Origin of the sequence: Arthrobacter sp. G.S.26 (assembly GCF_050847375.1) — a bacterium.
In the GTDB taxonomy this organism is placed as follows: Bacteria; Actinomycetota; Actinomycetes; order Actinomycetales; family Micrococcaceae; genus Arthrobacter.
In genome coordinates this window covers 957,931-971,147 of the sequence record NZ_CP193752.1, presented here as the reverse complement: position 1 = coordinate 971,147, position 13,217 = coordinate 957,931, and the positions used below count along the sequence as shown (strand labels likewise).

The window sequence follows — 13,217 nt, the reverse complement described above, 5'->3', positions numbered from 1 at the left end:
GTGACCATCCTTTTGGCCGGGTGCGGCGATCTCGGAACCGAGGCGGGCCTGCGGTTCGCCGCGCTCGGCCACCGCGTGGTGGGCTGGCGCCGGACACCCGGCAAACTTCCAGCCGCCATCGAAGGTGTTGCGGCTGACCTATCGGCTCCGGGCCTGCCCTCAGTGCCGACGGATACCACCGTCGTCGTAATTGCCGTCGCTGCCGACTCGCCAACAGAGGACGCATACCGCGCCGCCTATCTGGGCGGTGTGGCGAACGTGCTTGACGCGCTGGAGCGCGACGGCGTCCGGCCGGCCCGGGTGCTTTTTGTATCCTCCACTGCCGTCTACGGTGACGCGGGTGGTGGTTGGGTGGACGAATCCACGCCAACGGCGCCCGGTGGGTTCTCCGGCCGGATCCTCGTCGAAGCCGAGGAACTGCTCAGGACGCGGCTAGCGGGGACGGGCACGGCTCCTGTATCACTGCGGCTGGGCGGTATTTACGGCCCGGGTCGAACGCGGTTGATCGACCAGGTCCGAAGCGGCGCGGCAGTGATTCCCCAAGAGGTCCGCTATACCAACCGGATCCACCGTGACGATGCGGCGGCTGCAGTGGTCCATTTGGCCACCATGGCCGCTGAGCCTGGTCCTGTTTACGTGGGCGTGGATGACGACCCTGCAGAGTTGGGGAGTGTCCTCAGCTTCCTGGCAACTCACATCGGCCTGCCCGAGCCTGCAGTGGGCGACGCGGGGCCGGCCCGCGGCGGAAACAAGCGCTGCAGCAACCATCTGCTGCGGGGCAGCGGCATGGAGTTTGCGTTCCCCTCGTTCCGCGAAGGCTACCGCGAGGTCCTTACGGGGAGCGGCGTCCGGCACCCGTAGCCGAGCTGCCTGGTTGTTTTGGTTTCTTCGCCTATTTCGAGGTCAAAGTTATCCACATACGAAAACTTTGGGGAGAAACTTTAACCCGCGCTTGGGAAAATTGATGTATGGAAGCCCAAGGAGAATGGCCAGGCGAGATTGGCGGCACCGCCCAGCTGTTCCCGCTTGCTCCCCGGGCTGAAGACTTCCGTCACGGCCCGCACAACGCCGGCACTCCCCTCGCAAGTCCCGTCACGCCCCGCCCGTTCCCGGCCAGGTCCCTGGAGCCTGCGCGGGGCGGCTTTCCCCCGCTCTCCTACTCAGAGATGACGCCTCCTGGCCGGGCTTTCGGGTCAGGGGCTACGGCTGGGTCTGGGCCTGCACCCTGGCCCGGGACTGAAGCTGAGACTGCGCCGGCTGCCTGGTCCGAGGTTCGTCCCTCGCCCCCGCCCGCGGCCCCGGCTAAGGAAGAGGCTTGGCCTGCACCCTCGGCACGCGAACGTATGGCTGGATCGTGGTCTGGTCCCCCGCCCGCGGCCCCGGCTGAGGAAGAGGCCTGGGCTGCGCCGGCGCCCACGGCACGGGCACGTGCGGCTGGATCGTGGTCTGGTCCCCCGCCCGTGGCCCCGGCTGAGGAAGAGGCCTGGGCTGCGCCGGCGCCCACGGCACGGGCACGTGCGGCTCAACTCTGGCGTGATCCCGCGTCCGGGTCTGTGCCTAACAGTGAGGCTGAGCGCTGGGCTCGACAAAGTGACGCTACTGGTTTTGCCAACGAATTGGCGCGGCTTGGCCAAGTGCTCGCCGCAGCAGCGGGCGCGGCTCCCGAAGCACTCGCTACTGTGGGCTTTGCAACTGCAGCCGATGTGGCCGGAAGCATCGAAAGCCTCTCGCGGACCGTTGAGTATCTCCAACTACTCGCCGCCGATGCGGTGGATCGGACACGCACCGCGGCCGTTGCAGCAGCCCGCGACAGCCTTGGCGCCTCAGGCAAAGCAGGGTGGGTGACGGGCTGGGACGCCAAAGGTGTTGAAACGCTCAACGAAACAGACGCGGGCTGGCCGCGGGCGGTTGTACCGTCCCCGAATGACGACGGCACCAGAAACACCGCGGAGTTCCTTCGCGTGCGGCTCCGGATCTCCGTCAGGGAAGCCCGGCGCCGGCTCAACCTCGCGCATCAGATCCTCCCCGCCACAACGCTTACCGGAGAACAGCTTCCGGCACCGCTCGAGCACCTTGCAGCGGCTTTTACCAAGGCAGGTACCGGCTGTCCCGGGAACACGTCAATCCCGGCAGAGACTGTCGACCCCGAGGACCTCAATGTTCCCGCGGACACCGCTGCCTCGGAGTCGGCGGCGCCCAAAATTTCCTCGTATGCCGCCACCATCATCGCCTCCACCTTGGACCGGCTTCAGCACAGCGCCAGTGCTGAAATCCTCGGACAAGTGGAGCAGCATCTCACGGGCATAGCCAGCAAATCAGACCCGGACGTCCTGGTCCGGGTTGCCCAAAAGTGGGCCGAAACCATCGACGCTGACGGCAGTGAGCCCACAGAAGAAGCCCTGCGCCACACCCAGGGCGCATTCATCCGCAAACAACGGAACGGTCTGCACCACCTCGAAATCTTCGCCACCACGGACCAGTTCGAACACTTCCTCACCGTCATGAACGCAGCCACCAACCCGCGAAGCAGCACGCCCGGCACAGACAGCAGCCCGGACAACCCCAGCTCAGACAGAGGTTGCGCCAGCGAAGCCGTGTCTCCCAACAGTGCCAGCGCCAACGTGTGGCGGGAGGCTGAAGCAAATCTTGAGCGGCGCACGCGCCCGCAGCAACAACTGGATGGCCTCGTCTGTGGCCTCAAAGCCGGGCTGACCACCGCGCTCCTGCCTGTAACGGGCGGCAACCGGCCCCAGATAATAGCGACCATCGACCATAAGGATCTCTTTCCGGTACGGTCTGACGGCGACGATTCCAGCCGGCAGTTCAGCGGATCAAACTTCGGAAAAACCTTTGGCGTCCGTCGCACCACCAATAGTCGCACCACCAATAAGGGCGCCACTACGGCAACGGCCACCCCAGACGCGACGGCCAGCAACGCGAATACCCTGCGAAGCCCTTCCGGAGTTGGTTCCACGAACGGGACAGGGGCTGGGGCGTTTGTGTTCACTGGACCGGTCGCTGCTGCCACCTTGCGGAAGATTGCCTGCGATGCGGACATCATCCCCGTAGTTCTCGGCAGCCGAGGCGAGATTCTCGACGTCGGTCGGAAATCACGTCTGTTCACGCAGGCCCAGCGGCTCGCCCTCATCGCCCGCGACCGGGGTTGCGCCTTTCCTGACTGCACCATTCCGGCGCCTTGGTGCGAAGCCCACCACATCACGTACTGGTCCCAAGGCGGAACCACTGCGGCGGACAATGGTGTCCTGCTCTGCTCACATCATCACCACATCATCCACAAGGAGCTGTGGACCATAACCGTCGCTCACGGCATCCCGACCTTTATACCGCCACGCCATATCGACCCAACCCGAAGCCCACGGCACAACCGCTATTTTAAGCCGCCACCCCCGCCTGAATCAGTGCGGTCAGCCGGCCAGCAAGCAGCAGGCGTTGCCCCGCCAGGCAGCAGGCAGATCAACTAGGCTTCAGTCATGACTGCAACTACCGCCGCAAAGGCCTCTGAACTGCTCCGACTCCACCAGTCTGCCGAAATTCTCCAAGTGGTCAACGTCTGGGATGCCATCAGCGCCAAGGTCATTACGGATGTTCCCGGAACGGTGGCCTTGGCTACTGCCAGCCACTCCATCGCCGCATCGCTGGGCTACGAGGATGGCGAAAACATCCCTGTCGACGAAATGATCACGGCGGTTGGCCGCATCGCTGCAGCTACCCACCTGCCGGTTTCTGCAGATCTTGAGTCCGGCTATGGCAACCCGGGTGAAACAGCACGGCGGGCCATCGGTGTGGGCATCGTGGGGGCAAACATCGAGGACCAGATGCGCCCGCTGGCCGACGCCGTGGAACAGATGTCCGCTGTCGTCAAAGTAGGTGCCGCCGAAGGCGTCGACTTTGTGCTTAACGCCCGGACCGATGCCTTTTTGAAGGCTGAAGACCGTGACCCTGCGGATGTCCTGGCTGACGCCATTGAGCGCGGAAAAGCGTATCTTGAAGCCGGCGCCACCAACGTTTTTGTTCCCGGCCTTCTGGATGAGGCAACAGTCAATGCTTTGGTATCCGGCATCGGATGGAACAAGGTCTCGGTCATCAATGTGCCCGGCTCCCTTGCACCCGCAAAGTTGAAGGAACTGGGTATCTCACGGATCTCCTATGGTCCCTGGACCCAGCGGGTGGCCTTGACTGCTCTGGCCGATGCTGCAGCGGAACTCCTGGCCAACGGCCAACTCCCCGCCGGCACCCGGCCGCTGAACTAAGGTGGGCTCCGCCTGGAGCTTCGTATGGCAGAGACGGTGAACACTGCTGACGAGACCGGCTGGCCAAGCCCGCCACCGCTGTCGGGTTTCCCCATCATGGATCAGCGTTGGGAGGACGCGGTCTTCCTGCACTGGCGGATACCGGAATCAGCGGCCGGCCTCCACATGCCAGCCGGGGTGCGGCCGGACACTTTTGACGGCAGCGCCTGGGTGGGCCTTATTGGTTTCCGGATGCGGCAGGCGGGACTGGGCAGCGGTCCCGGGATCCCGTATTTCGGAAGCTTCAACGAAGTCAACGTCCGCCTGTACTCCCGGGGGCCGGACGGGGTCCGGGGCGTAGTTTTCCGCAGCCTCGATGCCGACCGCCTCGCCGTTGTGATCGCGGCCAGAGCCGCAGGAGTCCCATACGTCTGGTCCCGTATCGGTTACCGGGGTGCGGGGACAGATCAGGGCGCCAGGGGATACACGGTCCGCCGGTTCGGCCAAGACGCCGCCCACAGCACCTTCGACGTAAAGCCGCTCCGCAGTGAAGTGGCCGACGATCCGCTGTCCATCCATCTCACGGCTCGGTTCGGCATGCACAGTGCGTTTAGGGGTAAGTCATTTTATGTTCCCAATACGCATAGGCCTTGGCCTTTGTATCGAGCAAAAGCCGGTTTGATCTCAGATTCCCTGGTGTCCGCAGCAGGACTGGGTGTTTCCGGGCCACCCGAATCAGTGCTGTACTCACCCGGCGTCCACACACAGTTCGGGCGGCCACGCTTGCTCAGTGCAGCTGCCGCCGGGCCGGTCCAGAAGACAACAAGCGGCAGCTAATTGCCCAGCCCTGCTTTGCGGAGTGCTTCCGCCATGGCGGTGTCAGCAGCTGCAGCCTGCGAAGGCCTCGCAGGTACCTGCCGGCGGGGAAGCGGCTTAGCGCTTGCTGTACCTTCCGGACCGCTCGTATCCTTGTGCTGCCCACGGCTGCGCTTGTTTGACCCGCTTCGGTCAGGTCGGGCCGATCCGGTCCCCGACGCCTCCGCGCCGTCCTTTGCCCGGCGGCCGGGACCAGCAGGACGGCCGGGCCGCTGACCGCCGGCGGACGGTTCGTCGTCGAGCCTCAATGCCAGGGAGATCCGCTTCCGCTCCGGGTCAGCCTCCAAGACTTTGACGCGGACCACCTGCCCGGATTTGACCACTTCGCGGGGGTCGGACACAAACCTGTTGGCCAGGGCCGAGACATGGACCAGCCCGTCCTGGTGGACACCGACATCCACGAATGCACCGAACGCCGCAACGTTGGTGACGGTTCCCTCCAGCACCATCCCGGGACGAAGGTCGGAGATCTTCTCAATCCCTTCGGAAAACGTGGCTGCCGCGAAGGCGGGCCGCGGGTCCCGGCCGGGCTTGTCCAGCTCAGCGAGGATGTCTTGAACGGTGGGCAGGCCAAACGCGTCGTCCACAAAGTCCCGCGGATCCAGGGCAGAAGCGGGAGCCGACCCGGCAGCCACCAGGATTTTGCGGGCCACCGAATACGCCTCCGGGTGGACACTTGAGGCATCCAGCGGCTCTTTGCCACCCGTGATCCGCAGGAAGCCTGCGCACTGCTCGAACGCTTTGGCACCCAACCGTGGAACCTTTTTCAGATCAGCACGGCGGGCAAAGGGTCCGTTTTCGTTACGGAACGCCACAATGTTTTCGCTCAGCAAAGGCCCCACGCCGGCCACTCTGGCCAAAAGCGCAGGCGAGGCCGTGTTGACGTCCACGCCCACCGCGTTAACGCAGTCCTCCACGACCGCGTCGAGGCTGCGGTCCAGTTTCGAGGCCGTCACGTCGTGCTGGTACTGGCCCACGCCAATGGATTTGGGGTCAATCTTGACCAACTCGGCCAGTGGGTCCTGGAGCCGCCTCGCAATGGACACGGCGCCGCGAAGGGAAACATCCATACCCGGCAACTCGGCAGCGGCCAGCGCGGAGGCCGAGTAGACGGAGGCACCGGCCTCGGAAACCACGAGTTTCTGAGGTGTCCGGTCCACGTCCGGCAGCTGCTTGATCAGCTCGGCCGCCAGCTTGTCTGTTTCGCGGGATGCCGTCCCGTTGCCGATCGCTATCAGCTCGACGGAGTGCTGCCGCGCCAAACGGACCAGGGCGGCAAGGGACTCATCCCACTTCCGGGCGGGGGCATGGGGGTAGATCGTGTCGGTAGCCACCACCTTGCCGGTCCCGTCCACCACCGCGACTTTGACGCCGGTCCGCAGGCCAGGGTCAAGCCCAAGGGTGGCGCGGTTCCCTGCAGGTGCCGCCAACAGGACGTCGCGCAGGTTTGCGGCGAAAACACGGACTGCTTCGTCCTCCGCCGCAGCAAACATCCGGCCGCGCAGGTCCGCAGTGAGCCGGGCCAGCACGCGGGACTTCCAGGCAATCTGGGCAGTTTGCATCAGCCAGGTGTCGGCTGGCCGGCCGCGCTGGGCAACCCCGAGGCACTTGGCCACCGCCGATTCATAGCGAGTGCGGGCGGCGGTGAGGCCGGCGTCGTCCGAGGGATCCGCCTCGGTGAGGTCCAGTTCCAGCACCCCGTCTTTTTCGCCACGCAGCAGCGCGAGCACGCGGTGGGAGGGCATGCCGGCCGGAGCCTGGGTGAAGTCGAAATAGTCAGCGAACTTTTGGCCATCCGATTCCTTGCCCTTCCGGACGCGGGACACCATACGGCCCTGAGTCCACAGCCGCTCGCGCAGGGTGGCTGCGAGATCCGGGTCCTGCGCCACGCGTTCCACCAGGATGGCCCGGGCTCCGGCCAGCGCGGCCGAAGCATCCTCAATGCTGTGTTCGGAGCTCAGGTAGTGTGCCGCTTCGCGCTCCGGATCCAGGTCCGGGCGCTTCAACAACGAGTCAGCCAGCGGCTCGAGCCCTGCCTCCCGCGCAATCTGGGCCTTGGTGCGCCGCTTTGATTTGAACGGAAGGTAGATATCCTCGAGCCGGGATTTGGTGTCCGCGGCAAGGACCGCTGACTTCAATTCAGGGGTCAGCTGACCCTGGGCCTCGATGGCGTCCAGGATTGCCCGACGCCGGTCCGCCAGTTCCCGGAGGTAGCGGAGCCGTTCGTCCAGCTCGCGGAGCTGCGTATCATCAAGCGTCCCGGTGGCTTCCTTGCGGTAGCGGGCAATGAACGGCACGGTTGACCCGCCGTCGAGCAGGTCCACGGCGGCCTTGACCTGCCAGGCTTTGACACCCAGTTCCGTGGCGATCTGGGCGTGGATCGAAGAGTCCGGCCCTGATGCGGCAGACGGTGCGGAGGACGGGGCGTGCGGCAGTTGAGTCACCTGAACATCTTGCCCTACCCGCTCCGCAGGCTCCACCGGAGCCGGGCCGTTGGCGGCATGGTGCAACCGGTAAGGGTATTCCGCTCCCGCCCGCAAAGTGCTGTAGTGGAGGTGCCGTCACAGGCACTTAATGCTCGAGGAAGAGGCCATCATGCGCGAACTGCTTATCGTGTTTCAGGAGGGGTTCGAGGAAGCCAACATCACCGTGACGGTCAACGGCAAAGAGGCGCGCCGCGACCTCGGGGTGTCCACCAACCCCATCCTCGGCATAGCGTCCGAGGTGTCAGTTGAGCTGCCGGCCAAGGGCGCGCAGGTTGGGGTTGAGGTGACTAACCGCGGGCTGAAGGCGATCACAAAAGTGAGCGGCAAGCCCAAAAGCGTCTTCGTCTCAATCGCCGACGGGCGCCTGGTGATGATGGAAGGAACAGGACGCGAGGCTGTGCTGTAACAGGTTCGATCAACACCAAAAATGCTGGAAAAAGGCTGGATTGCGGGGTAAAATTTAATCACCGTCGGCACTCTACGGATACCCGGCGGGCCACCTTGAACACATGCGCCGAAGTCGTCGGATGGCATCGGCATCAGCTGACGGGACAGCACACCGGCCAGCACTAACGACGGCGGCACCCAACTTGGGTGCCGCCGTCGTCATGCCTGTGCTGCTTGTGCCGTGATTACGCCGAGTAGGCCGGGTAATCCGTGTAACCCTCGGCTCCGTCTGCGAAGAACGTGGACGGGTCGGGTTCGTTGAGCGGAAGGCCTTCCTTCCAGCGGCGGGCCAGGTCCGGGTTGGCGATCGCGGGTCGGCCCACCACAACGGCGTCAGCGTGGCCATCCTCCACGAGCGAAACAGCCTCTTCCCGCGACGTGATCACGCCAAAACCGCTGTTGACGAGGAACGTGCCACCGAAGCGGGCACGGAGATCCTGGACCAGCTCACCGGCCGGATCCTGGTGCAGCACGCTGAGGTACGCGAGGTTGAGCGGGGCGATGCTGTCCACCAGCACCTCGTAGGTGGCCCTGATGTCCGCGGCGTCTACCTCGGACGTGCCCTGGACGTTGTGCTCCGGGGAGAGCCGGATGCCGACCCGGTTGGCGCCGAGTGCTGCCACCACTGCGTTGGCCGTCTCGATGACGAAACGCGCCCGGTTTTCCGGCGAGCCACCATAGCTGTCCGTGCGGACGTTGGTGTTAGGTGCAAGGAATTCGTGCAGCAGGTACCCGTTGGCCGAGTGGAGCTCCACGCCGTCGAATCCTGCTTCGACTGCGTTCAGCGACGCGGTGACGAATTCCTGGATGATGAGGGGAAGTTCGTCAGTGGTCAGTGCGTGCGGCACCGGGTAAGGGAGCTTTCCGAGAGGGGTGCGGACGTCACCCTCGATGGCAACAGCGCTGGGAGCCACGATCTCGTGGCCACCTGTGATGGCCTCGTGCGAGACCCGGCCGCCGTGCATGATCTGCGCGAAGATGCGGCCACCTTCGGCATGTACGGCGTCCGTGACCTTCTTCCAGCCGGCAATCTGCTCATCGGTAACGATCCCAGGCTGGCCCGAGTAGGCCCGTCCGGCGGGCGATGGGTAAGTGCCTTCGCTGACGATAAGGCCCAAGGAGGCGCGCTGCCGGTAGTGCTCGACGACGAGGGGGCCCGGGATGCCTGCCTCGCCGGAGCGGACACGGGTCAGGGGTGCCATAACCAAACGGTTCGGAAGCTCAAGTTCGCCGAGGGTGAGAGGTGAAAACAGCATGCGCAGATCCTTTCAAAGGCTAAGTTGTTCTGCTTCTGCCAACGGGCGCGCTTGAGCGGCTATTCCGGATGCGACCGGGATCACAGCCCGCACCGGGCCTTGGGTCAGCGGGTTCCGACGACTCCCGGGCAGCCTTGGCCCTGCGGATTTGTGATGCAGTCATCGGCGTAGTTTCTGGTCAGCGAGCGCCAGACGCTGACGGTCCGCGGTGGCGCGCCGAACAAGCCCTGGCCTGGAATGGGCAACGCCGGGCCGGCATTCACTGAGTACGTCCCGCGGAAGGAAGTGGTGAGGACAACCTGGAAGTCACCGGTGGCCATGAACGCGTGACTGGTCCGGGTTGCCTCGCCCCATCGGTCCTGCGGGAGCGGCCCGCCCATGGATGGCTGAGGGCCGAAAACGGTACCGTCGCCGTAGTTCCACGTGTACTGGACTGGAGTAGCCACCACGTGCACCGGCTGGCCGAACATCGTTACATCGAATGCCTGTTCCGTGGTCTCTGCGTAGAAGTTCGTCTCCGCACCCCTGAGTGTGTGCGGGCTTGGTTGGGCAACAACCGTGCCGGCGTTCACTGGCAGATTCTCGAACTGTTGCTGGATGTCCGCTGCTATTCGCAGCAGCACGTCCTCGGGTTGGGCGTCGTAAAGGCAGGTGGGGCCGGAGTAGTAGGACCAGGACGGATTAGTGATCCCGACTGGTGCTTTCAACCAGGTCACAGGTATGCCGGCTGTTCCATCCGGTCCATTTGTGCAATCAATTTGGCGGGCAAGGCAGGGAGTACCAAAATCACCACCACCGAGATGGCATTGGAGTTCGTATTTGTACTGAAATGGATCCGATGGTCCCGAATTATCGGGACCTCGCACAAACAGGCCAGTCGATGGATCTAAAGACCAGCGTGAGGTAACGGCAACGCCTCCAGGCGCAAAGCCAGCCAAGGTCCCATCATCTGAGCCAGCAAATGCAACGTTGGGGCCGACCACCGTTCCTACCAAAAAGACACAGGACCCGATTATCCCGAATACAAATGCGGAGATTCGACTCATCGACGTCAGCCATTGAGACGCTGGACGTCGTGCAGTGTCCAACCCAATGTCGAGTACATCACCAGGAATATCTGCGCAGCATCTGTGGCTGGAACGACGCTGTCCGAGCTAGTTCCATCCTCCTTATAGGCCCGCAGATCTGACTGCTGTACCTGAACCACGACTTGGTAGGTCCCGTCGGGTGCTTGCATAAAACTTGTTTCAACGGCGGGGGTCGATATTTTTCCGCCTTCAAGCCAACGACCGTCGGAGTACCAGTTTGAGATGACATTTCTCGCTGCTTCGCACGTGGCGCAGCCATTAGCTGTAACCGAAGACAATGGAACCTGATCTCCCGTTTCATACGCGTAGCTAAGGGTTTCGTACCAGTACCTCGTAAACGCCTCTAGACCTTCCTTGGTCCGGGTCTTTGCCACTTCCGGAAGCACGGGAACTGGGACGTTTTGGGCCGGACCGGACGCGTCCGCGGGCTTGTAGACGCCGGACGGGGTGGCCGTGGGGGTAGGGGTGGCACTCAAGGTTGCCGACTCGCTTGGACCCGCCGATGCCGTCACGGACGCACTCGATGTCTGGCCGGGAGATCCGCCGGAGTCGCATCCGGCGATCACCAGCAGAGACCAAACCAGCAGCGAGCACACCAGCACCGCCAGGGCTCCGGGATACGGGCCTCGGGGCCAAACAACGCTTGGTGATCTCATGGGCGCTAATCCCCCGAATCGTAAGAACGGCGTCATCCCCCCGAATAGTGCCTTAAGAGTAACCCACGTCACAGTTATGTGATCAAAGTTATCCACAGCTAAAAAACGCCATCAAACTGCCACGAGGCAGCCATGGAAATCAGGCCCCACAGACCCCATACGCCCCAACTCGCCAGCGAAAGCCGGCACCCAACGGGCACCGGCTTTCGTCGTCTGAGGGGAAGGCCTAAGCCACTACGTCTGCGGCGGCAGCACCAGCTCCCCTGTCTTGTCGGTGGACAAGGCGAGCGAGGATACGTACTGGGGGCCGCCGTCGGGCGCATCTTTGGCAGAACGCACCATGTCGGGCCGTTCGAATTCGATGCCCGTTACGTGGCAGAGGAGCTTGGCGTCGCTGGGATTCCCGTCGGCGTCGAACATGGGCAGATCGATGCCGTCATCCGTGCGGCGTAGGTAGTAGCGGCCTTTCGTGGCCAGTGCCAGCACAGGCGGGAGGACCAACGCCAAACCCACCGCAAAGATGGGCGAGAACGGCTGGATGGCAGTACCGAAGGCTCCGAAGAAGACCGCGATCGAAACCCCAGCGGAAACCAGCATGGACACAAATCCCACCGGGTTCACTGCGTAGAGCATGCCCCGGCGGAACTCCGGCACCTTCGGGGAGATCTTGAGCAGGTACTTATTGATGGCAATGTCGGACGCCACGGTGACCACCCAAGCCATGGCGCAGTTCGCGTAGAAACCGAGGATGGTGTTGAGGAAGCTGAACATGTTGGCTTCCATCAGCACCAGGGCGATCAGCAGGTTGACCACCACAAACACCATCCGCCCCGGGTACGTCTTGGTGATGCGGGTGAAGCTGTTGGTCCACGCGAGGGAGCCTGAGTAGGCGTTGGTGACGTTGATCTTGATCTGCGAGATGACCACCAGCACCACGGCCAAGGTCATGGCGAGCCAAGCCGGCATCATCTCCTGGTACACACCAAGGAACTGGTGCACGGGCTCGTTGGCTGTCGCGGACGCGGCCGGGTCCAGCGACGCAATCAGGTAGATGGCAATGAACATCCCCACAATCTGCTTGATGGCCCCAAAGATGACCCAGCCCGGTCCGGCCAGAATCACTGCCCGCCACCAGGCGCCCTTGTTCGCGGCGGTTTTGGGTGGCATAAAGCGGAGGTAGTCGATCTGCTCGGCGATCTGGGCCATGAGCGACAGGCACACGCCGGCAGCCAGCATCACGGACGCCAGGTTGGGCCCGCCGTCGCCCGACGCCCCGGTGTACGCGAAGAACCCGTCGATGCTCTCAGGGTGTGACATCAGCAGGTACCCCACCGGCACCACCATCAGCAGCAGCCACAAGGGCGTGGTCCACACCTGGAGCTTGGCCAGGGTGTTCATGCCATAGATCACCAACGGGATGATGATCACCGTGGATGCCGCGTACCCCAGCCATTGCGGAATACCGAGTCCCAACTCAAGGCCCTGGGCCATGATCGAGCCCTCCAACGCAAAGAAGATGAAGGTGAAGGTGGCGAAAATGATGTTGGTGACCACTGAGCCGTAGTAGCCAAAGCCGGAACCGCGGGTAATCAGGTCCAGGTCAATGTTGTAGCGCGCTGCGTAGTACGCCAGCGGAAAGCCCGTCGCGAAGATGATGATTGCAGCTACCGCGATGCCAAAAATGGCGTTCACAGTGCCGTAGGCGATGCCGATGTTGGCGCCGATGGAAAAGTCGGCGAGGTAGGCGATGCCGCCCAGCGCACTGGTCGCAACCACGCCGGCGCTCCACTTCCGGTAGGACCGCGGCGCGAACCGAAGCGTATAGTCCTCCAAGCTCTCTTTCGTGGCATTCAGCGCGGCCGCGTTCGTTACGGTTTCAGTCGCCGGTGAAGGCCCGACGCCGGAAGGTCCAGGAGGCATCACTGGTTCCAGCAGTTGCGTATTGGGTTTATCGCTGGTCATATTGCGCGTCGCTTTCGTCGCCGGATTGGGTCTGCTGCGACGTTATCCAGCGCGGGATACGGGCTGGTCACAGGCCTGTTTCGGCCGCGTTAAGAACTTCCGGGACGGGAGTCTCACTTTTGAGGGGCCCCGCAAAACAACCCAGGCGCTGGATTCGAATTTCATCAAAACCCTAGCCAATTTCTACAAGTCGTAG

11 protein-coding genes are annotated in these 13,217 nt (G+C 63.5%); 6 read left to right on the top strand and 5 right to left on the bottom strand.

The annotated features are described in order from the left end of the window. The 4 genes from ACRB8A_RS04480 to ACRB8A_RS04465 all read left to right on the top strand — a co-directional run bounded on the left by ACRB8A_RS04480 (position 1) and on the right by ACRB8A_RS04465 (position 5,087). Positions 1–861: an SDR family oxidoreductase gene (locus ACRB8A_RS04480; protein WP_056596164.1), complete on the top strand. Its 861-nt coding sequence runs from the start codon at positions 1–3 to the stop codon at positions 859–861. A 773-nt stretch (positions 862–1,634) separates the two neighbouring features. After that, complete coding sequence (locus ACRB8A_RS04475) at positions 1,635–3,482, top strand: DUF222 domain-containing protein (RefSeq protein WP_432245676.1); 1,848 nt, start codon at positions 1,635–1,637, stop codon at positions 3,480–3,482. A 9-nt stretch (positions 3,483–3,491) separates the two neighbouring features. Further along, positions 3,492–4,271: an isocitrate lyase/PEP mutase family protein gene (locus tag ACRB8A_RS04470; RefSeq protein ID WP_056596158.1), complete on the top strand. Its 780-nt coding sequence runs from the start codon at positions 3,492–3,494 to the stop codon at positions 4,269–4,271. Positions 4,272–4,295: 24 nt separating this feature from the next. After that, a complete protein-coding gene (locus ACRB8A_RS04465) occupies positions 4,296–5,087 on the top strand; it encodes a YqjF family protein (RefSeq protein WP_327019585.1) in 792 nt (263 codons plus the stop codon). On the opposite strand, the gene ACRB8A_RS04460 is transcribed toward ACRB8A_RS04465, so the two are convergent. Next, on the bottom strand, positions 5,084–7,570 hold the full coding sequence (locus ACRB8A_RS04460; RefSeq protein ID WP_056596155.1) for a Tex family protein: 2,487 nt from the start codon (positions 7,568–7,570) through the stop codon (positions 5,084–5,086). The genes ACRB8A_RS04465 and ACRB8A_RS04460 overlap by 4 nt on opposite strands. Before the next feature lie 130 nt (positions 7,571–7,700). Here ACRB8A_RS04460 and ACRB8A_RS04455 point away from each other — a divergent pair, with 130 nt between their 5' ends. After that, on the top strand, positions 7,701–8,018 hold the full coding sequence (locus ACRB8A_RS04455) for a hypothetical protein (RefSeq protein WP_432245675.1): 318 nt from the start codon (positions 7,701–7,703) through the stop codon (positions 8,016–8,018). Positions 8,019–8,244: 226 nt separating this feature from the next. On the opposite strand, the gene ACRB8A_RS04450 is transcribed toward ACRB8A_RS04455, so the two are convergent. The 4 genes from ACRB8A_RS04450 to ACRB8A_RS04435 form a co-directional block, all read right to left on the bottom strand. Continuing rightward, positions 8,245–9,315 (bottom strand): alkene reductase, encoded by a 1,071-nt coding sequence (locus ACRB8A_RS04450; protein WP_432245674.1) that lies wholly within the window; start codon positions 9,313–9,315, stop codon positions 8,245–8,247. A gap of 104 nt (positions 9,316–9,419) precedes the next feature. Beyond that, complete coding sequence (locus tag ACRB8A_RS04445; protein ID WP_432245673.1) at positions 9,420–10,031, bottom strand: hypothetical protein; 612 nt, start codon at positions 10,029–10,031, stop codon at positions 9,420–9,422. 335 nt (positions 10,032–10,366) lie between these two features. Then, positions 10,367–11,059 carry a DUF6318 family protein gene (locus ACRB8A_RS04440; RefSeq protein ID WP_432245672.1) on the bottom strand — a complete coding sequence of 231 codons (693 nt, stop codon included), beginning with the start codon at positions 11,057–11,059 and terminating at the stop codon, positions 10,367–10,369. A gap of 234 nt (positions 11,060–11,293) precedes the next feature. After that, the gene (locus ACRB8A_RS04435) at positions 11,294–13,021 is read right to left on the bottom strand and encodes a purine-cytosine permease family protein (RefSeq protein WP_432245671.1); all 1,728 of its coding nucleotides are present in this window, start codon (positions 13,019–13,021) and stop codon (positions 11,294–11,296) included. Between ACRB8A_RS04435 and ACRB8A_RS04430 the strand changes: the two genes are divergently transcribed. Further along, positions 12,903–13,217, top strand: a complete 315-nt coding sequence (locus ACRB8A_RS04430) for a hypothetical protein (RefSeq protein WP_197273501.1) — start codon at positions 12,903–12,905, stop codon at positions 13,215–13,217. The two genes, ACRB8A_RS04435 and ACRB8A_RS04430, sit on opposite strands and share 119 nt — an antisense overlap.